This window comes from Rheinheimera sp. (genome assembly GCF_965283995.1).
Classification (GTDB): Bacteria; Pseudomonadota; Gammaproteobacteria; order Enterobacterales; family Alteromonadaceae; genus Pararheinheimera.
On sequence record NZ_CBDIQG010000001.1, the window covers coordinates 2,470,077 to 2,490,716 of the forward strand.

Here is a 20,640-nt window from a genome sequence, read left to right on the forward strand (position 1 = left end):
GGCAGAACTAGGGCTAGTTATGCGCCGGACTGGCGTCAAATTCAGCCTGTGCTTCCTGCTGCAGTGCATTCAAACCAACAAACACCGCCTGACTGGCACTTTCCATATTGCTGTAACAGCTCAGAATATGTTCCTGCACTGCGGACTCGCGTTGCCAGTCCAAATCAATTGAATCAAGCATCTGATGTACGCTGTGATGGACTTGCTGGTGAGGTTGCTCCAGCGCACGGTAGCTTGGGAGATGACCAAATAAAGCAAGGCCGTCCCCCTGATACCATTTACCCATCCGGCAGTGTTGGTGGTCGACTTTCACGGCGGTGGCTTCCTGGCTCTGAGTCCCGGCATTAAAGGCGGCATAGGCATTTTGTTTGTAGACAATATGGTCGACTTTGACCAGCGAAGTGAAGGTGGTAATGCGGGCTTTTTGCACTTGTTGCTGCGCTTGTTCGGCGTTTGCGGCCAAGGCAACAAAGCTTTGCTGCAGTGAATCCAGTTGCTGCATCATGACGCCGGCACTGTCATTGAGTTGTTGCTGATGATGCAAAATACCTTCACTTTGGCGTTGGAACTGACCAACCACCTGATTAATATCACCAGTCGCTTTTTTAGTATGTTCGGCCAGAGTTTTTACTTCCTGCGCCACCACGGCAAAACCGCGGCCATGCTCGCCAGCGCGCGCGGCTTCAATGGCGGCATTGAGCGCCAGCAGATTGGTTTGGTCGGCAATATTGCCAATCAGATCCAGGATGCCATTAATTTGCGCGCCCATTGCGTTGAGCGCTATCACGGCATCACGGCTTTGTTCAGTCCGTTGTTTGTTCGCCGCAAAGCTCACCAGCACTTGCTGGATCGTGTTGCTGCTATCGGTTGCCCGTTCTGCAGTCGCGGTTGCGATCTGGCCTATCTGCACAATTTGGTCAGTGATTTGTGACAAATCCTGCTGGGTCATCTGCAAATTGCCTTTGGTATTCACAGCATTCATCGACTGCATCGAGGACAACAACCGGTTTTTCACCACATTGCGGTAATTCTGTTCGACGTGCTCAATGGCTTTGTTGATATCGATTAACGACTGATGGAAACCGCCACACATACCGTCTGACTGCGCTGGCCGGCCAAAACGTTCCTGTTCGACCCGGGCAAAAGTAGTGCCGACTTCACGGAAATAAGTCTCCAGTTGGTCAAACATCTCATTAACTTCCCATGCCACCTGGCCGACTTCGCCCATGTTCGGCACTTGCGTGATGCGGGCGCTGAAATCGCCGTCGCGGGCATTTTTCAAAATATCACGAATTTGCTGCAGAACCCGCAGCGGTACCGCGACTCGCCGGAATGCCAGCAGACTGGCAATGACCGTCAGTCCGTACAGACCCCAGGACACAAACCACGGCACAGCCGGGATACTGTTGAGCGCCAGGATCAGGAGTAAAATCAGATTAAAGCTGGCCAGCAGCAATGCAAACTTAGAGCCCCAGAACAAATTTTTCATAACTGCCAAAGTCCTGTTCAATCATTTGAATTAACCACCGCATCGATTGTTCGCCGCGGTCTGACGGGTTATGTTGTTCGATTTGTCGCATTTGCTGGTAAATCGGCATCACCTTGTCGACCGCGGCCCGTTTGGGTTTGCGGCGGCAGGAAAAATAACCGGTATGGCGGCGTTGTCCGTTAAATACCGGTGACACATTGGCGAAGACCCAATAGTTGTCACCGTTTTTGGCTCTGTTGTTGACGTAGGCAAAGCATTCTTCACCGGCCGCGATTTGCTGCCACATGAATTTAAACAAGCCTTTGGGCATGTCGGGATGGCGCACAATATTCTGTGGCTGCCCCAACAGTTCTGCTTCACGGTAGCCGGATATCTGCATGAAGGTACGGTTGGCGTAGCCGATAATTCCGTTCAGGTCTGTTTTGGTGACGATAAAGGACTCGTCGTCCAGACTGACCTCCCGTCCGGTCAATGGCGATTTTTGATGCATAAATGGTGGTTCTCCCTGCATTGCATGCCATGACGGCTGCGCTTCTCAGCCTGCCAAAGCGATGATCTGTGTTGTGGTGGTGCAGTTTGTGCCGAAATTGTAGAGGAATTAAATTCTGAGTTGGGTGCTATTCCCCAAAGATCTGATGCAGATCAAGGGCTTCAAACATTTTCTTCGTTGCGACCAATCACAGCTCAGGCCGTTTAAATGCTTTGCGGCACAGGCCCGCGCTGTGATTAACTGGTGTCATTGCAGGGCAACATCCGGCAACCAATGCCTGATTGCTGAACAAGGAGCATCATGTTGTTATTGAATCGTTGTACGCTGGCATTGTTACTGGCGGGCCTGACGGGTTCAGCGCTGGCCGACAGTCATTATCAGCTGGATTTGGCTGGGCACGATCGCCATCAGGTGGCAATCAGCGCGCGTTTTGTCGCGCCAGATGCGTCGCCTTTGCTGCTGCAGATGTCTTCCGCGTCACCAGGCCGTTATGCCCGGCATGACTTTGCCAAAAATATCTATGCGCTCAAAGCGCTGGATGGTCAGGGTAATCCGTTGACGCTGCAGCGGCTGTCGCCGACCAGCTGGCAAGTCAGTGGCCATCAGGGCGAAGTCCAGGTCAGTTATCTGTTGTTTGGCAATCATGCCGACGGCACTTACAACCAGATCGACAGCCGCCATGCGCACCTGAATATACCGGCATCGCTGTTGTTTGCGCCGTCGCTGCGGGCAAAACCGGCCACAGTCAGTCTCAAATCGCTGCCGGCCGGCTGGCGTGCGGCCACGCAGCTGTATCCGCAGCCGGATGGCACTTTTACGGCACCGCAATTGGACTATCTGATGGATAGTCCGCTCGAGATCAGTGAGCATCAGCTGCTGAGTTTTAGCCAGCCCTCCGCCGGCAAAACCTATCAGATTGAACTGGCGCTGCATCATGCCGGTACTGCCGACGAGGCCAAAGTGTTGTTAGAAAAAACTCAGGCGGTGGTGCGTCAGCAGCAGGCGATTTTTGGCGAGCTGCCGGATTTTGCCAATCAGCGTTACACCTTTATCGCCGACTACCTGCCGGGTGTGGATGGCGATGGCATGGAACATCGTAATTCAACAGTAGTGACCAGCGAAAGCTCGCTGGCGCAGGCCGAGTTCAGCCAGATTGAAACCATCTCTCACGAATTTTTCCATGCCTGGAATGTGGAACGGATCCGGCCAAAAAACCTGGAGCCGTTTGACTACAGCCAGACCAATATGAGCGATGCTCTCTGGTTTGCCGAAGGTTTCACTAACTATTACGGCAAGCTGGCGCTCAAACGCAGCAGTCACTTTGATTTGGATACCTATCTGGAAAAAGTGCAAAAGCCACTCAACCAGACGTTGCAAACGCCGGCGCGGCGCTGGTCCGGGCCTGCGGCAGTGAGTCAGCAAGCGGTGTTTGTTGATGCCGGTGTCGCCGTCGATAAAACCAACTATGGCAATCATTTCCTGTCGTATTACACCTATGGCGAAGTCGTGGCGCTGGCACTGGATTTAACGTTACGCACGCAGTACAACAGCGATCTTGATGCGCTGATGCAACTGATGTGGCAACGTTTTGGCAAACCGGAACAGCCGTATCAGCTGGCCGATATTCAGCAGGCATTGGCTGAAGTCAGCGGTGATGCTGACTTTGCCGCCGCATTTTTCCGTGACAGTATTCAGGGACCGGCCTTACCGGACTTTACCGCGTTGTTTGCGCAAATGGGCTTAACGCTGAGCCCGGCGCATCCGGATAAAGCCTGGTTAGGGCCACTGACGCTGAATACATTTGGTGATGCGGTGCAGGTGCAATCTGTGTCACGTGATGGCAGCCCCTGGGCCAGTGCTGGTATCACCGATGGCGATTTGTTGTTGCAGTTGGGAGCTGTCCGGTTGCGCACGGGAGAGGATATTGATACGGCGTTGAAAGCAGCTCGGCCCGGTGATGTGCTGGCACTGAAGTTCCGTCGCTTTGACCAGGACCATAGCGTCAATATCACAGTCGCTGCCGATCCAACGTTACAGCTGAGCCTAGACAATAAAGCCAGCCGCGCCAGTGTGAAGCGACGCGATGCCTGGCTGGGCACGAAAAAGCTTTAGGGCGTATTAATGACAAAAGGCCGGTTTAAAACCGGCCTTTTTGTCGCTGAGATTCGACGGGGTCAAATCACGCTGGCAACCACCTGATAAATACCATGCAGCAGCAGATAAAACAGCACCAGCAGTGTGGTGTTCAGGCTGTATTTCACTACTTTGTATAAGCGTGGATTGGTTTTTTTCATGGTTTTGCCTTGGCCCAGCAGTGGCGACACTTTGGCAAACAAGGCACTGGCTTTACCCACTTTATCTTCTGCCGTGTTCGGCACGACGGTGGTACGCACCAGAAAACCATAAAAGAAATTGAACAACCGGCCTGGCCAGTACATGGGGCGTTCGATGTCACACATCAGGATCAAACGATACTGGTCGGTGTCGTTCCGGACAAAATGCGGGAAAGTTTCATCAAAAATAAAGGCTTCTCCATCGCGCCAGTGCGCGGCTTTGCCGTCCACATTGATAAAACAGTCCGGTGAATTCGGCACCATCAGACCAAAGTGATAACGCAATGAACAGGCGAGCGGGTCCGAATGAATAGTGAGCTGGGAATTCGGCGGCAGAATTGAAAACATCGCGCCTTTAATTTCTGGTACTTGCTGCAGAATAGCCAGCGTTTGTGGACAGCTCTTTTTTGCACTTTCATGCTGATAGCCGTACCAGCACAGATAAAACTTACTCCAGCCGTACTTGAAAAAGGTACGAAAACCAACGTCGTAATAACCTGGGCTACCAGGTTCATTGGTCTGGCAAAAGGCTTTGTTTTCAAACAGCGCTTTGGCTTCCGCCAGAATGACCGGGTAATTCTGTTGGATTAGATGCAGATTTTTATATTGGGCGGGGTCAATGTAAGCACCTTGCGCTTTGCGTTTGGTAAACAGATACAACACGCAGTTAAATGGCGCGAAAATAGGCCAGCTCTTGCGTAAATACTGACTAAAACTTTGATAACGGGCATCGCCGCGCAGCTGGTACACATAGAACATGGAAGCGGAAAACCAGCAGACGATAAATAGCGTGAATAGCATAAAAAATCCCTGTTGTTATTCTTATTTGTGACGATACGTGCAGCGCTGGCAGGCGGATCGTCCGGATTTATTTTCGTGGTGGATCTGGCCTTTCAGTTCAGCACAAAGCTGTTGTATTGTAATGACAGCGTTGGACAAAGGCCCGATAGCCTTAACTTTGCCGCAAGCAGGGCCATCTGTCCAGCATGATTCATTGTGGCCAGTGCAGCACAAATTCGGTTTGTGCCTGATTGGGTTCCTGACTGTTTTTTAAAACGGAACAGGCGTTAATTTGGGCGCCATGCAGTTCGACAATGGATTTCACCATCGCGAGACCAAGACCGGCGCCTTCACTGTGGCGTTGTCGGGATGGATCGGCGCGGTAAAAACGTTCAAATAGACGCGGCAAGTGTTCAGCTGCGATGACAAGCCCCTGATTAATAACTCGAATGTCTACCTGAGTGATCCCAGAGGTCACCTTGATCCGGACAGTGCTGTGCGCTGCGGCGTGACGGATGGCGTTGGATAACAAGTTCGACAACGCGCGTTGCAGCATCAGCTTGTCTGCGTTTATGGTCAGCGCCGGACCTTCATAGTGCAGCTGCACGTTTTTTTCATCGGCGATCACTTCAAAAAACTCAAATAGCTGCTGGCACAGTGATGCCAGTGCAACCGGCTCCAGCTGCAGTTTATGCAAACCATGCTCGGTTTTCGCCAGCCACAGCATGTCACTGACCATTCGGGCCAGCCGTTCCTGTTCTTCCAGGTTCGAATACAACAATTCGCGGTATTCGTCGAGCGTACGTTCTTTGCTCAAGCTGACCTGCGTCTGGGTGATCAGGTTACTCAGTGGCGTGCGCAGTTCATGGGCGATATCGGCAGAAAACTCCGACAAGCGGGCAAACCCTTGCTGCAGGTTTTCAATCATCTGATTAAAACTCTGTACCAGTTCGGCCAGTTCCACCGGAACCTGACCAGGTTCCAGCCGCACATGTAAGTCTTCAGCGCTGATTTGACGGATATCACTGCTGAGGCGACGCAGCGGTAACAGGCCCTGGCGTACACCAAACCAGGCAGCGAGTAAAATCAACGCGACGGCACCGGCGATAGTCAGCCATAAAGTCCAACGCAGCAGATGCAGGTAGTGCAGGTGAAATTCCATTTCCATAGCAACCGCGATGCGGATGCCGTTTGGTCCCTGCAAAATGGCACCGCGATAAGTGTGTTCTGCTTGTTGCCAGCTGACTAAATCGGCGGGAGTGATTTGTTCGACCGCACTGGTCAGGTTAAATAACGGTGTCAGATCGGCACCGTCGGCACTGAGGGCCGGTTTTTCATTGGCATCCAGCACCAGGTAATAAGTTTGATGATGACCAGTCAATACCTGATGCAGGCTGGCATGATGTTGCTGCGGGCCTAACGTTGGGTCCTGCAACGTATGCAAGACGGAGTGTGCGACAGCCTGCAGTTCACCGGCATCCTGTTCGGAAAAATGCGCTTCAATTGAATTTTGTAGCATCGTTGCCAGTAGCGCGGCGCAAAGCAGCACGGCCAGCGCGACAAATAGCAGCACCCGGGTGGCCATTGATAATGGCCGTGTTGGCGTTGATGTTTGCTGTTCAGCAGGCGTCGTCATCCGGCACCTCCAGCTTGTAGCCCATGCCTCGCACCGTATGAATGAGCTTCAGCGCATGGTCATCGTCCACTTTGCTGCGCAATCGGCGTACTGCGACATCGATGACGTTGGTGTCTGAATCAAAGTTCATATCCCAAACCTGGCTAGCGATGAGGGTGCGTGGCAGTACTTCACCGGCACGGCGCAGCAATAATTCCAGTAAGGCGAATTCTTTGGGCGTCAGATTAAGTTTTTTGCCGGCCCGGCTGGCACGGCGTTTAGCCACTTCCAGCACTAAGTCCGCAGCTTGCAGCCGGTCAGACTGTGGCGCCAGTTGGCCGCGTCGCAGCAAAGTGCGCGCTCTGGCCAGCAATTCGTTAAATGCAAATGGCTTGACCAGATAGTCGTCAGCGCCAAGTTCCAGTCCGCGCACGCGGTCATCGACCGTATCGAGCGCGCTCAGCAGCAAGACCGGCGTGTGGCGACCTGCCTGACGCAATGCTTTGACGATGCGCAAACCATCAACATCCGGCAGCATCACGTCGAGAATAATCAGGTCAAAGTCTTCCGTCATCGCCAGATGATGGCCATCGAGGCCATTACGGCACAACGTGGGATTAAAACCAGCTTCGATAAACCCCTGTTTCAGGTAATCACCGGTTTTCATTTCATCTTCGACGATCAATAAACGCATTGTGACTCTCTTCAGACAATGGCAGCGGCCACCAGTTACAGCTCAGCATAACAGCTTAAGATGGCCTGATGCAGCCGACAACCAGATGACTGCCGGATGACAATATTGTCATCTTGCTACTGCGATAAGAGGGATGGTCTCTGACTGAGCGCTTTACAGCGACGTTGCCGCACAGTAATTTAACTGCTCGTACCAGTGAAAGTGTGTCGGGCTTGCGTGCAGGCCAATGTGGAGTCTGATGATGCAAACCAACGATTTACTGCCTTTTATCGCTTCGGTATTCGAGCAAATGCCGTTTAATCAGCTATTGGGTTTGCGCGTGACTGAGTTCTCGGCGGAGCGCGCTGAAGTCCGGTTTCAGTGGAAATCTGAGTTGGTCGGCAATCCGCTGCAGCAGATTCTGCACGGCGGCGTCATTGCCTCAGTGCTAGATGTGGTCGGTGGCATCATGGCGGTGTCCAGTGCGCTGGTGCGGCTTGATACGACTGATCACAGTCAGCTCGCAGCCAAGCTCGGTAAGATGAGCACCATCGACATCCGCACCGACTATCTGCGTCCCGGCCGTGGCGACGAGTTTATCGCCACAGCACAGGTGATCCGCTCCGGTAATAAAGTCTGTGTCTGCCGGATGGAACTGCACAACAACGAAGGTCTACACATCGCCCTCGGCACCGGGACCTATCTGGTGGGGTAAAAACGGCAAAAGGCAACCTGCGTTGCCTGTTGCCGTTTTTACGCCTTCGCCTCTGGCGAAGGCCGGGGGAGGGATTTCGGCAAGCCAAAAATTTGGCTTGCCGCCGACATCACAGCGAATCCGGGCTCCCACGCCATTTTATTGTTGCCCACAATAAACAGTCCGTTGCCCCGGCTTTGGTATCGGTGTGTTCTGACATCCGCTAAAATACCTGCTTTGCCGGCCCGCCGTTTTATATCGGATAATTCAGCGCAGGGCGGGTGCAAGGCGAACCCCCGAATGTCACTGACACGCGAACAAAAAATCGGCGGCGCTTTTGCTGCGACCGCTTATACCCTCTGGGGCATAGCCCCTTTGTATTTCAAACAGATCGACGAAGTACCGGCCCTGGAAATTTTGTTACACCGTATTGTTTGGTCTTTCCTGCTACTGGCCATTGTGCTGACGGTGCTGCAACAGTGGCCAAAAGTGGCGGCAGTGTTACGGCAACCCAAAATGGTGGCAGCGATGCTGGGGACCGCGTTATTGCTGGCTGGCAACTGGGGCTTGTTTATCTGGGCCGTCAACAATCAGCATATGCTCGACGCCAGTCTTGGTTATTACATCAATCCGTTGCTGAATGTGCTGCTGGGTATGGTGTTTCTCGGCGAGCGCCTGCGGCCACTGCAGTGGACCGCGGTGGCGCTGGCGTTTGGTGGTGTCGTGCTGCAGCTGATCCATTTTGGCTCTTTGCCATGGATCGCCTTAGTGCTGGCCGGTAGCTTTGCGTTGTATGGCCTGTTCCGGAAAAAACTGGCGACCGATGCTATCAGCGGGCTCTTTATTGAATCGCTACTGCTGATGCCCCTGGCGCTGTGCTATTGGTGGCAGTTTGCCGACAGTCCTTATGCCAATCTGACACAAAACCCGCTCAGTCTGAATCTGTGGCTGATTGCCGCCGGTGTCGTGACCACATTGCCCTTGCTGTGTTTTATCGCGGCGGCGAAACGGCTGCAGCTGTCAACGATGGGATTTTTCCAGTACATAGGCCCGAGTTTTATGTTTGTATTTGGCGTGTTTCTGTACAACGAAGCGTTGGATCCAAGCAAACTGCTGACCTTTGGTTTTATCTGGGCGGCGTTAGGCTTGTATTCATTCGACGCCTGGCGGCATTTGCGCCGCCCGCGCTAAAGCTTCAGAACCGGTTAATGCGGTAGGGCGTGACCGCCACCGCCGGCTTGTCACCACGGATGGTGGCCAGCAATATCTCTGCACTACAGGCCGCCCAGGTCAGCCCCAGATGCTGATGGCCGAAGTTGTAAAACACGCCCGGGAGCTTCGGACAGGCGCCGAGCACCGGTAATGAATCCGGTAACGAGGGTCGGTTACCTGCCCAGGGTTCAGCCTGCGGATCGGCCGCCGTTGGTTCAGCCAACAGTTGATTGGCGTGGCGCAATAACACCTTTGCGCGGCGGTAATCCGGTTTGCTGTTGCGCCCGGCAAATTCGACAGTACCGGCCAGCCGCAGTCCCTGCTGCATCGGCGTCATAATGAACTTGCGTTCCAGCGAACTGACCGGACATTGCAGCGGCCGGCTTTGGGTCATCAGATGATAACCACGCTCCGCTTCCAGCGGCACTTTCCAGCCCAGTTGCCGGCACAGCTGATGCGACCAGGCGCCGGCGCTGATCACCAGCTGCGGTGTGCGGATTTGCTGCGCCATCTGACCGCTGTAGCCTGCCGCTGTACCTTCGGCCAGATCTAACATATAGCCATCGGCATGTGCTCTGATGCGACGCACTTCATGTTGGCGGAACTCGCCGCCAAGCGCCTGAAATTTGGCAAACAACCGCATACACAGTGCATATGGGTCAACCGTATGCGCTACATCCGGGAACTCAATCGCGCCTTGTACTTTGGGACTGAGCGCCGGTTCGCGGGCTATTAACGCGGCTTGTTCCAGCCAGCGCACCGACACACCGGCCTGCTGATATTGCCTGAACGTCGCGGCCAGCTTTTTCAGGCTGACTTGTTCGGATACCAACAGCGCGCCACGATACTGCACCAGATCCTCGGCCTGCGTCGCCGCCAGTAACCGTTGCCACGCCGGCAGTGCCTGCTGATTTAACGCACTAAGTGCTTGCTGCAGTGCCTGTTGCCGGCCCGGGGCCACATTGGCGACAAAGCGCAGCAACCATGGCAGCGCACGCAGCAAATAACCAGCTCGTAAGCGCAGCGGCCCGGTCGGATTTAATAACATGATGGGTAATTGTCGCAGCACGGCAAAAGAAGCCAGCGGAAACACCTGTTCCGTCGCAAAATGACCGGCATTGCCGCTGGAACAACCGGCAGCTGGCCCGTCTTTGTCGATGAGAGTAACCTGATAACCGGCTTGTTGCAGTTGGACTGCAGTCGCAAGGCCAACGACGCCTGCGCCTATCACACTGATGAGTTGCATCTGTTGTTCTGTCCCTCTTCTTCCCAGAGTATATTTTGCTTGATTGATAAGATTGTATACAATATCCTAAAATCAAGTTCGAACGTCAATGCAATTTCAATTACAGGGGATGGGTCTATGCCCACTACAACTAACACAACAACTTCATCTACCCAGCGTAGCCCATCCAGCGTGAATTGGGCCGGGGTATTTCCGGCGATTTCAACGCAGTTTCATGCGGATGGCAGCATTAACTTTGCCGAAAATCAGCGGATGCTGGAGCAACTGATCGCCGATGGCATCGACGGGATCATCGCGCTTGGCACTATCGGCGAAAATGCGTCGCTCAGCGCGGCAGAAAAACGTGAATTTCTGCAACATACAGTGCGGACTGTCGCCGGCCGGATCCCGGTGATTGCAGGTTGTACAGAACATAGTGCCACAGATGCGGTGACCTATGTGCAGGATGCGCAACAAATCGGCGTGGATGGCATTATGTTGTTGCCGGCCGTGGTTTATCGCGGTACCGATCGCGAAGTGCTGGTGCATTATCAGACCGTCGCACGCGCCACGACATTACCTATCATGATTTACAACAATCCTGTCAGTTATGGGGTTGATATCAATCTGCAGATGACGGCGGTTCTGGCGGAAGAGCCGAACATCGTTGCGATTAAAGAATCGACCACCGATACCCGTCGCATCACTGAGTTGCAAAGCCGCTTTGGCGACAGGTTTGTGATTTTCTGTGGCGTCGACGATATTGCGCTGGAGTCGGTGTTGCTCGGTGCAACCGGCTGGATCTCCGGTCTGACCAACGTCTTCCCGCGCGAGTCTGTCACTTTGTTTGCGTTGGCCCGTGCCGGTTATTTAACAGAAGCGCGCGAAATTTATCGTTGGTTTATGCCGCTACTGCGCCTCGATACGATCCCGACGCTGGTGCAATGCATCAAATTCGCTGAGCAATTGGTCGGACGCGGCAGTGAGCAGGTGCGCTTGCCACGGCTGACGTTAATCGGTGATGAGCGCGCTTATGTCGAAAAAGTGCTGGCAGAGGCGCTCGCGAGCCGGCCGGATCTGAGCCATTATCAGCGTCTGCTGCAGCAATAATTCATCATCTGGCCGGCTGCGGTCAAACAGGAGCATACCGATGCTGAAAGGCACCTTTTTTTGTATCGACGCCCATACTTGCGGCAATCCGGTGCGGCTGGTCACCAGCGGCCATCCGCAGCTGAACGGCCAGACTATGAGTGAGAAACGGCTGGATTTTCTGGCCAGATTTGACTGGATCCGCCAGGCGCTGATGTTCGAGCCGCGTGGCCACGCCATGATGTCCGGCGCATTTTTATACCCACCGTGCAGCGCCAATGCCGATGCATCGGTGCTGTTTATCGAAACCAGCGGCTGTCTGCCGATGTGTGGGCACGGCACCATCGGCACTGTGACGGCAGCACTGGAAGCGGGGCTGCTGCAGCCTAAAGTGCCGGGGCAGCTGGTGCTGGATGTGCCGGCCGGGCAAGTGCAGGTCACTTTTCAACGTGACGGCGACAAGGTGACTTCGGTGAAGATCCGTAACGTCGCGTCTTTTCTGGCGATCAAAGATGGTGAGATTGAAGTGCCGGGCTTAGGCCAGATCCGCTTTGACGTGGCCTATGGCGGCAACTTCTATTTGATTGTCGAGCCACAGGCGAATTTCCCTGGTCTGGAGCACTGGACCGCCGCCGATGTGCTGCGTTACAGCCCATTAGTACGCACTATCGCCAATCAGCATTATTCCTGCGTGCATCCGCTCGATGCCAGTATTCAGGGCATCAGTCATGTGCAATGGACCGGCAAGCCGAAAACGCCGGGTTCAGATGCCGCCAATGCGGTGTTCTATGGCGACGGGGCTATTGACCGTTCCCCTTGTGGTACCGGCACCAGCGCGCGGATGGCGCAGCTGTATGCGCGGGGTCAGCTCAAAGTCGGTGACCGCTTTGTCCATGAAAGCATTATCGGCAGCCAGTTCACTGGTGTGGTGGAAGCCGCCACTGAGGTCGCAGGCCTGCCGGCGATGATCCCGTCTATCGCTGGCTGGGCACAGGTATATGGCGCCAATCAGATCCGCGTCGATGATGCGGATCCTTATGCTTTTGGTTTTGAGGTGCGTTAATGAATACTTTTACCGACAGGCTGCACGACCGTGACACGCCGTTTCACGCCCAGCACCTGATTAATGGGCGCTGGCAAGGTGAGGCTGATCTGGCATTTCACAGCTACGCACCGGCGCAAAATAGCGCGTTACCCTGGTATTTCCCGGAAGCGGGTTCAGCTGAACTGACCGAACTGACTGCAAGCGCTGCGGCCGCCTTTAGCCAGTACCGTCACAGCAGCCGGGCGCAGCGGGCGGCGTTTTTACGCCAAATTGCGCTGGAAATTGAAGCGCTGGGAGCGGTGCTGATTGACACTGTGATGGCAGAAACCGCCTTACCGCAGGCGCGGGTCGAAGGGGAACGTGGCCGCACCTGTGCACAGTTGCGGCTGTTTGCCGCACTGCTGAATGAACCGGCAGACATTGTATATCAAAGTGTGCAACCGCAGCGCGTGCCGCTGCCGGGACCGGAGCTGCGGCTGGACGTTGTACCGCTGGGGCCGGTGCTGGTGTTTGCTGCCAGTAATTTTCCGTTGGCGTTTTCGGTGGCGGGTGGCGATACCGCCAGTGCATTGGCGGCGGGCTGCCCGGTCATTGTCAAAGCACATAATGCGCATCCGGCGACATCGGCACTGGTGGCGCAGGCGATTGATCGGGCGCGCCGCGACTGCGATTTGCCGCCAGGCGTGTTTCAGCTGGTGTTTGCTCAGCAACATGCGTTTGCTGAACAATTGCTACAACACCCGGTAGTCAAGGCAGTAGCCTTTACCGGTTCACAGCAACTGGGCCTGCATTTTCAGCGGCTGATCCAGCAGCGTGCGGTGCCGGTGCCGTTTTATGGTGAACTGGGTTCACAAAACCCGCTGTGTTTATTGCCGGATCAGTTAGCGCAGCACGGCGATAGTTTCGCGACCGCACTGGCGCAGTCCGTGCTACTGGGCAATGGGCAGTTCTGTACCCGACCTGGTCTGGTATTTGTGCCGGAACTGGCAGAAACCCCCGCGTTGTTGCAAACACTTGCTGCCAGTTTCAACGCCACGACAGCAGGCACTTTACTGACGCCGAAAATTGCCGAGTCGTATCGGCATGGCTGTGCGCTATTAGCAAAGCTTGATGGCGTCACGCTGTTGGCGACCGGACGGGCCGAAGTGGCGGAAGCGGGTTGTCAGGTGTTACCGCGACTGTTTGTCACCGATGCGTCGTTATGGGCTGACTTACCGCAATTACAGCAGGAGATTTTTGGCCCTGCGACTGTGCTAATCCGCTATCGCAGTCTGGCTGAGTTATATACGGTCATACCGACTTTGCATGGCCAGCTGACGGCCACTGTATATGGCACCGAGCAGGATTTACAGACCCATGCGGCATTGCTGCAGCAATTACCGGATCTGGCGGGCCGATTGATCCGCAATCAGATGCCGACCGGTGTCGAAGTCTGTGCGGCAATGCAACATGGCGGGCCTTTCCCGGCCAGTACCGATCTGCGTTTTACTGCGGTGGGCACAGCGGCTTATCAGCGTTTTGTCCGGCCTTTATGCTGGCAGAATTTTGGCGCATAACAAGGGCTGCTGAGCCTGAGTAAAAACCAAATAAAAAGCCCCGCAATCGCGGGGCTTTTTTAAAGCGGAGCGCTAATTAGTTCTTAGCAGCTGCAGCTTTCTTTTCTTTCTCTTTGGCAATAACTGCTTCAGACACGTTCGCCGGGCATGGCGAGTAGTGAGAGAATTCCATCGAGAACTGACCACGGCCAGAAGTCATAGTACGCAGTGTAGAGATGTAACCGAACATCTCAGACAGTGGTACGTCGCCTTTGATACGTACGCCAGTGACGCCAGCTTCCTGACCAGAGATCATGCCGCGACGACGGTTTAAGTCACCGATCACGTCACCAACGTGGTCTTCTGGAGTGAATACGTCAACTTTCATGATTGGCTCTAACAGCTGAGCACCAGCTTTAGGCATAGTTTGACGGAATGCGCCTTTCGCAGCGATTTCGAACGCGATGGCTGATGAGTCAACTGCGTGGAAACCACCGTCGAATACTTCAACTTCTACGTCTAATACCGGGAAGCCAGCCATAGTACCGGTTGACATCATGCTCTGGAAACCTTTCTCGATTGCAGGCATGAATTCTTTTGGTACGCTACCACCAACAACTGTTGATTTGAAAGTGAAGCCTGAGTTTTGCTCACCTGGACGAATGCGGTAGTCGATTTTACCGTATTGACCTGAACCACCAGATTGTTTCTTGTGCGTGTAGCTGTCTTCAACTTCACGAGTGATAGTTTCGCGGTAAGCAACCTGTGGTTGACCAACAACTAATTCAACACCGTAAGTACGTTTCAGAATGTCTACTTTGATATCTAAGTGCAGTTCGCCCATGCCTTTGAGGATGGTTTCGCCTGAATCAACATCAGTTTCAACACGGAAAGTTGGATCTTCTGCAACCATCTTACCGATAGCGATACCCATTTTCTCAACTGAACCTTTGTCTTTTGGCGTGACAGAGATAGAGATAACCGGCTCTGGGAAGATCATTGGTTCTAAAGTACATTCGTGTTTTGGATCACACAGTGTGTGACCAGTTTGCGTGTTGTTCTTCAGACCCACTAACGCGATGATGTCACCAGCCTGAGCAGTGGTCAGGTCAGTACGGTCGTTCGCGTTCATCTCAACCATACGGCCGATACGCTCGGTTTTACCAGTGAATGAGTTCAGTAAGGTATCACCCTTGTTCAGAACACCTGAGTAAATACGTACGAAAGTCAGAGCGCCGAAACGGTCGTCCATGATTTTGAATGCCAGAGCGCGGAATGGCTCGTCTGCTGAAACGATAGCGTATTCGCCAGTTGGCGCGCCTTCTTCGTCAGTCAGTGGCTGTGGATTTACTTCAGTTGGAGATGGCAGGTAATCAACAACTGCGTCTAACAGTAATTGCATACCTTTGTTTTTGAAGGCTGAACCACAGTAAGTTGGGAAGAATGCCAGTTCACGGGTACCTTTACGGATACAAGCTTTAACTTGTTCCACAGTTGGCATTTCACCTTCCATGTACGCCATTAACAGGTCGTCGTCCTGCTCAACAGCAGTTTCGATCAGCTGTTCGCGGTACATAGCAACGTCATCCAGCATGTCAGCCGGGATATCAGTTACTTTGTAGTTTTCTGGCAGACCAGAGTCATCCCACACGTAAGCTTTTTCAGACAGCAGGTCAACCACACCAACGAAGGTGTCTTCGCGGCCGATTGGCAGAGTCATGATTAATGGCTGAGCGCCCAGAACGTTTTTAACTTGCTCTGTTACGCGGATGAAGTCAGCACCGATACGGTCTAACTTGTTAACGAAGATCAGACGAGATACTTTCGCATCGTTGGCATAACGCCAGTTGGTTTCTGACTGAGGTTCAACACCGCCAGAACCACAGAATACACCGATACCACCGTCTAATACTTTCAGAGAACGGTAAACTTCAACGGTGAAGTCAACGTGACCCGGGGTATCGATAACGTTGAAACGGAAACCTTTCCAGAAACAGGTTACAGCAGCTGACTGGATAGTAATACCGCGCTCAGCTTCCTGAACCATGAAGTCGGTGGTAGATTCACCTTCGTGAACTTCACCTATCTTATGGATTTTACCGGTCAGTTTCAGGATACGTTCGGTAGTAGTGGTTTTGCCGGCATCAACGTGGGCGAAGATACCAATGTTTCTGTATAACGATAAATCTGCTGACATAGTCATCTCGATAAGCTAGGGTTTGAAAATAGGGCGACAATATACAGGAAAAGATCCGGTTTTGCCCGAAAAAAAAGCAGCGACCGCGTCGGATTCACAGATCTGTCGCAATTTACTGGCTGTACTGGTCAAAATTTGGCAGTGCAGCCGTCTGAATGCATTGTTGGTGTGACGCAGAATCGTCGTATCAGCCTGCCTGCTGTAAACTCGCGACGATATTTCTCACTTCCTCAGCTGCGCCCAGAATATGCTGTTGCAGCAGGGTACAGGCCGCGTCCACCTTGCCTTCCCGGCAATATTTTAGCAGTTCGCTGTGTTCCGGATCCGCTTTTTGTACGCCGCCAGCCAACATCAGATGGACACGGATATAGCGATCCGCCGTGGTCAGCAGTTGCTGCACCAGCTCCAAACTCAGCGGCCGGCCGGCAGCGCGGTACAAGGTCAAATGGAACTGGGTATTCAGCACGCTCCAGCAGCCGGAACTGTCTTGCTGCTGATAGGCGCTGGCCATTTGCTGGCGCAGCGATTCGGCGTCGGTCAGGTCTTGTTGAGTCAATAGCGGAATGGCGCGGCGTAACAAATCCGTTTCCAGCATCGCGCGCAGCTCAAACAGCTCACAGACCTGATCAGCGGACAAACGCGTTGCAGTAGCGCCTTTATGCGCCTCAAATTCGACCAGTCCTTCGGCTTCAAGCTGCAATAAGGCTTCGCGGATCGGAATGCGGCTGACGTTCAGCTCTTCGGCCAAGGCGGCCTGGCGCAGCGGCGCGCCACCTTTGATCTCACCGGACAGAATTTTCTGCCGAATCACTTCCGCGACAACTTGGGTACGGGTTTTGTATTCGATACTCATCAGGGATCCGCTGTTTTTGGCTGGAACACAAAAAAATACAGTATACCAAGCAGATGCAGCTCTGCGTCCAACAGTTTTCATCAGCCGTTGGCAGATGGTCAGCACAGCTGCGGTGCACGGCTGCTTTGTGGCACAATCGCGATCACTATACAGCTTCGCGGAACCAGCCAGATGAAATTATTTATTGCAGTTGAAATATCCGATGATGACGTGACCTTGCAGGAAGTGGCCGAGCAATGTGGTTACGACCTGAAACACCCGGCAGTGCACGATATCAGCGCACCTGAGCTGGCGCAGTATCATGACGAAGCCTGTCTGGTGCTGCGTTTACATCTGCAGCAGTCGATTGACACTGCGCAGCTGTTAGAGGAAGCGCAGGTGCTGATCTCACACCCGTCGGTCGCGGCGGTGCGTAAATTGTGGCTGGAAGCTTGATCAGGCCTGGGCGTACAACTCGCGATAACCAAGCCAGCGCCGGATCAGCGCTTCGCTGCCGCGCGGGTCTTGTTGCCATAGCTGCTTCGCTGCCTGTTGTGCCGCCGGAATAAAGTCCTGATCCCGGCTCAGATCGGCAATGCGATAACTGACCAGACCGGTCTGACGGGTGCCGAGTAACTCACCGGGACCACGAATTTCCAAATCACGCTGTGCGATAACAAAACCATCATTGCTGTCTCTGAGCACACTGAGGCGTGCCTGGGCAGTTGGCGATAATGGCGCGTGAAACAACAGCACGCAGTGCGATGCAGCACTGCCACGGCCAACCCGGCCTCTGAGCTGATGCAGCTGCGCCAGACCCAGCCGTTCCGGGTTTTCGATGATCATCAGGCTGGCATTGGGGACATCTACGCCCACTTCAATCACGGTCGTGGCAACCAACAGTTGTAATTCGTTGCGCGCAAACGCCTGCATCACCGCTTGTTTTTCGCTGCTTTTTAACCGGCCATGGACCAGGCCGATATTGAGTTCCGGCAAGGCTGCAGTCAGTTCGGTGGCGGTGATCTCCGCCGCCTGACATTGCAACGCATCAGATTCGTCAATCAGAGTACAGACCCAATAGGCTTGGCGGCCTTGTTCCTGCACTACTTGCTTGACCCGGCTGACCACTTCGGCCCGCCGCGTATCCGGCACGGCCACTGTGGTGACTGGTGTGCGGCCCGGCGGCAGTTCGTCGATGACCGAGGTATCCAGATCAGCATAAGCCGTCATCGCCAGCGTGCGTGGGATCGGCGTCGCGGTCATCACCAGCTGATGGGGCGCAAAGCCCTGCACCGCACCTTTGGCGCGCAGTTCGAGGCGCTGATGCACGCCAAAACGATGTTGCTCATCGATGATGGCCAGTGCCAATGCTGCAAACTGGACCTGCTGCTGAAATAACGCGTGGGTGCCAATCACCAGCTGGGCGCTGCCATCGGCAATGGCCGCCAGTTCAGTCTCACGGGCTTTACCTTTGCTTTTGCCGCCGAGCCAGGCGATTTGGATCCCCAGCGGCTCCAGCCAGCGCCGGAAGGTGGCGGCATGTTGTTCGGCCAACAGTTCGGTCGGTGCCATCAAGGCGACCTGAAAGCCTGCATGGATCACTGGCAAGGCCGATAAGGCCGCGACCAGCGTTTTACCAGAACCCACATCACCTTGAACCAGCCGCAGCATAGGTTCAGCTTTGGCTAAATCACACTGAATATCGGCCAGAACCCGTTGTTGCGCGCCGGTGGGACTAAACGGCAGGCTAGCGAGCAATTGCGGCGTGTAGCGCGGATCTGCGCCTATAGCACGGGCGGCCTGACCGCGCGACTGACTTCTAATCTGTAACATGCTGAGTTGTTGTGCGACCAGTTCTTCAAATATCAGTCGTTGCTGCGCCGGATGCTGGCCCAGCTCAAGTAGTTGTAACGAGGCATCTGGTGGGGGCCGGTGCAGGTAGAACAGCGCATCGCTGAGGCTCCAGGCCTGCCAGTGGCCGGCCTGCTGACTTTGCATCGCAAACAACGGTGCCAGATATTCTTCCGGCGCAGCGCGGCGTAGTTCGACTAACGCCTGTTCCGTCAGCGTGCGCCAGCTGCCCTGTTTCAGTCCTTCTGTGGTCGGATACACCGGCGTCAGCGTTTCCGCCAGTTCAGGGCCGGCCTCATCTTTAATCACTTTGTATTCGGGGTGCAGCATCTCGACGCCGCGCATGCCGCGTTTGATTTCGCCGAAACAGCGCAGCACCACACCGGGTTCGACGGCATTTTTCTGCGCCGCGCTGAAATGGAAAAACCGCAGCGTGATGGAGCCGCTGCCGTCGCGCAGCACGACGACCCAGCTGCGCCTTTTGCCAAAGGTGATCTCACTGCTTTGCACCACGCCCTGCACGCTGACTTGCTGGGCCGGCCAGGTATCCGCGATCGGACAGACGCGGGTGCGGTCTTCATAGCGCAATGGCAGGTGGAACAAAATGTCCTGTACTGAATGCAGGCCCAGTTTTTCCAGCAAAGCGGCAGTTTTGGCACCAACACCTTTGAGGTGCACAATGGCAAGATTAGCGAGGGAGGTCCGGCTCAAATTCAGTCAGGTCCGCAGACAGTCATGTGCCGCATCATAACGGAAAACCAGGATGATTTGCTGCGCATCAGGCGGTCTTCAATAAAAATGGGTTTTTTTCGCGTCGACCATTTTCTGCAGTTCGGCACTAATCACCGGCCACAGGTCACGATGCGGACTGAGCCGCGACATCGCGAGATAACTTTGTTGCTCGGGATCTGATGGCAATTGCCAGTCGTTTAATTTGAGCGTTTTAAACCGCGGGTTTTTCTGTAACTCGAGGGCGGTGTAGTGCAAAGGTCCGGCGTACAATTCGGCTTGTTGGTACAGCAGCAGTGCCAGCGCGCTTTCCAGATCCTTGCCCCAGACCACCCGCATATGCAGCTCCTGCAATAGCTTTAAGAATGAGGACGGGTAAACCCGGTCTTTCGTCAGCACGACGATCCGGCCGCGCAGATCTTGCTGATTCTGCAGCTGCGGGCTGTGCGGCGCGACAAAAAAGCTGTTCATCCGCACTTCGTCAAAAGGCGCCATCAAATACACTGCATCGCGCGCTTCGGTGAACACCAGCCCCATCATCAAATCAGTTTTGCCTTGTTCCAGTAACTTCAGACAACGGCTGCTTGGCGTGGGCGGACTGAACGTCAGGGTAAATCCGCTGGCAGTGGCCAGTTCCTGCATCATATCGACCATCGGTCCTGATGGAGTTTTTCCGGGTAAGTAGCTGTGGCGGGGCGGCAGGTGGTGCAGGCACCATTGCAAAACAGGTTTAGTGCGATCTGCGGCTATGGCTGCGTCATCGGCGGCGCTGACTGGCAGGTGGCTGCCAAGCAATAACAGTGCAATTAAGCCGAACCGTACCGACATCTGCAACTCCCTGTGGCCGAGGC

General features: G+C 54.2%; 17 protein-coding genes. 7 read left to right on the forward strand and 10 right to left on the reverse strand.

Going from position 1 to position 20,640, the window contains the following annotated elements; translation table 11 throughout:
- Positions 1 to 13: 13 nt before the first annotated feature.
- Complete coding sequence (locus tag ACQ66Q_RS11090; RefSeq protein WP_430456860.1) at positions 14 to 1,489, reverse strand: methyl-accepting chemotaxis protein; 1,476 nt, start codon at positions 1,487 to 1,489, stop codon at positions 14 to 16.
- On the reverse strand, positions 1,464 to 1,979 hold the full coding sequence (locus ACQ66Q_RS11095) for a PAS domain-containing protein (RefSeq protein WP_430456861.1): 516 nt from the start codon (positions 1,977 to 1,979) through the stop codon (positions 1,464 to 1,466). Before ACQ66Q_RS11095 ends, ACQ66Q_RS11090 begins: the two co-directional genes overlap by 26 nt.
- A 300-nt stretch (positions 1,980 to 2,279) precedes the next feature.
- On the opposite strand from ACQ66Q_RS11095, the gene ACQ66Q_RS11100 reads away from it, so the two are divergent.
- Positions 2,280 to 4,091 carry a M61 family metallopeptidase gene (locus ACQ66Q_RS11100; protein WP_430456862.1) on the forward strand — a complete coding sequence of 604 codons (1,812 nt, stop codon included), beginning with the start codon at positions 2,280 to 2,282 and terminating at the stop codon, positions 4,089 to 4,091.
- 62 nt (positions 4,092 to 4,153) lie between these two features.
- Here ACQ66Q_RS11100 and ACQ66Q_RS11105 read toward each other — a convergent pair whose 3' ends face one another.
- The 3 genes from ACQ66Q_RS11105 to ACQ66Q_RS11115 form a co-directional block, all read right to left on the reverse strand.
- Positions 4,154 to 5,113 carry an aspartyl/asparaginyl beta-hydroxylase domain-containing protein gene (locus ACQ66Q_RS11105; protein WP_430456863.1) on the reverse strand — a complete coding sequence of 320 codons (960 nt, stop codon included), beginning with the start codon at positions 5,111 to 5,113 and terminating at the stop codon, positions 4,154 to 4,156.
- A gap of 190 nt (positions 5,114 to 5,303) precedes the next feature.
- Positions 5,304 to 6,728, reverse strand: a complete 1,425-nt coding sequence (locus ACQ66Q_RS11110) for a heavy metal sensor histidine kinase (protein WP_430456864.1) — start codon at positions 6,726 to 6,728, stop codon at positions 5,304 to 5,306.
- On the reverse strand, positions 6,712 to 7,401 hold the full coding sequence (locus ACQ66Q_RS11115; RefSeq protein WP_430456865.1) for a heavy metal response regulator transcription factor: 690 nt from the start codon (positions 7,399 to 7,401) through the stop codon (positions 6,712 to 6,714). The genes ACQ66Q_RS11110 and ACQ66Q_RS11115 overlap by 17 nt, the downstream gene beginning before the upstream one ends.
- A 238-nt stretch (positions 7,402 to 7,639) precedes the next feature.
- On the opposite strand from ACQ66Q_RS11115, the gene ACQ66Q_RS11120 reads away from it, so the two are divergent.
- Entirely contained in the window at positions 7,640 to 8,095 is a 456-nt protein-coding gene (locus ACQ66Q_RS11120) for a thioesterase family protein (protein WP_430456866.1), read from the forward strand.
- Positions 8,096 to 8,374: 279 nt separating this feature from the next.
- On the forward strand, positions 8,375 to 9,265 hold the full coding sequence (gene rarD, locus ACQ66Q_RS11125; protein ID WP_430456867.1) for an EamA family transporter RarD: 891 nt from the start codon (positions 8,375 to 8,377) through the stop codon (positions 9,263 to 9,265).
- A gap of 4 nt (positions 9,266 to 9,269) precedes the next feature.
- On the opposite strand, the gene ACQ66Q_RS11130 is transcribed toward rarD, so the two are convergent.
- A complete protein-coding gene (locus tag ACQ66Q_RS11130; protein WP_430456868.1) occupies positions 9,270 to 10,532 on the reverse strand; it encodes an NAD(P)/FAD-dependent oxidoreductase in 1,263 nt (420 codons plus the stop codon).
- A 117-nt stretch (positions 10,533 to 10,649) separates the two neighbouring features.
- On the opposite strand from ACQ66Q_RS11130, the gene dapA reads away from it, so the two are divergent.
- From dapA to ACQ66Q_RS11145, 3 genes are read left to right on the forward strand one after another with little or no spacing between them, the layout of a single operon-like run.
- Positions 10,650 to 11,621 carry a 4-hydroxy-tetrahydrodipicolinate synthase gene (gene dapA / locus ACQ66Q_RS11135; protein WP_430456869.1) on the forward strand — a complete coding sequence of 324 codons (972 nt, stop codon included), beginning with the start codon at positions 10,650 to 10,652 and terminating at the stop codon, positions 11,619 to 11,621.
- Positions 11,622 to 11,661: 40 nt separating this feature from the next.
- Positions 11,662 to 12,663 carry a 4-hydroxyproline epimerase gene (locus ACQ66Q_RS11140; protein WP_377245159.1) on the forward strand — a complete coding sequence of 334 codons (1,002 nt, stop codon included), beginning with the start codon at positions 11,662 to 11,664 and terminating at the stop codon, positions 12,661 to 12,663.
- Complete coding sequence (locus tag ACQ66Q_RS11145) at positions 12,663 to 14,201, forward strand: aldehyde dehydrogenase (NADP(+)) (protein ID WP_430456870.1); 1,539 nt, start codon at positions 12,663 to 12,665, stop codon at positions 14,199 to 14,201. The genes ACQ66Q_RS11140 and ACQ66Q_RS11145 overlap by 1 nt, the downstream gene beginning before the upstream one ends.
- A 76-nt stretch (positions 14,202 to 14,277) precedes the next feature.
- On the opposite strand, the gene fusA is transcribed toward ACQ66Q_RS11145, so the two are convergent.
- Positions 14,278 to 16,383: an elongation factor G gene (gene fusA / locus ACQ66Q_RS11150; protein WP_430456871.1), complete on the reverse strand. Its 2,106-nt coding sequence runs from the start codon at positions 16,381 to 16,383 to the stop codon at positions 14,278 to 14,280.
- Positions 16,384 to 16,564: 181 nt separating this feature from the next.
- Positions 16,565 to 17,230 carry a GntR family transcriptional regulator gene (locus ACQ66Q_RS11155; RefSeq protein ID WP_430456872.1) on the reverse strand — a complete coding sequence of 222 codons (666 nt, stop codon included), beginning with the start codon at positions 17,228 to 17,230 and terminating at the stop codon, positions 16,565 to 16,567.
- Positions 17,231 to 17,401: 171 nt separating this feature from the next.
- On the opposite strand from ACQ66Q_RS11155, the gene ACQ66Q_RS11160 reads away from it, so the two are divergent.
- Positions 17,402 to 17,665 (forward strand): hypothetical protein, encoded by a 264-nt coding sequence (locus ACQ66Q_RS11160; protein ID WP_430456873.1) that lies wholly within the window; start codon positions 17,402 to 17,404, stop codon positions 17,663 to 17,665.
- On the opposite strand, the gene recG is transcribed toward ACQ66Q_RS11160, so the two are convergent.
- Together recG and ACQ66Q_RS11170 are read right to left on the reverse strand one after the other, a co-directional pair.
- A complete protein-coding gene (gene recG, locus ACQ66Q_RS11165; protein WP_430456874.1) occupies positions 17,666 to 19,771 on the reverse strand; it encodes an ATP-dependent DNA helicase RecG in 2,106 nt (701 codons plus the stop codon).
- A gap of 78 nt (positions 19,772 to 19,849) precedes the next feature.
- Positions 19,850 to 20,617 (reverse strand): substrate-binding periplasmic protein, encoded by a 768-nt coding sequence (locus tag ACQ66Q_RS11170; protein ID WP_430456875.1) that lies wholly within the window; start codon positions 20,615 to 20,617, stop codon positions 19,850 to 19,852.
- Positions 20,618 to 20,640 lie beyond the last annotated feature (23 nt).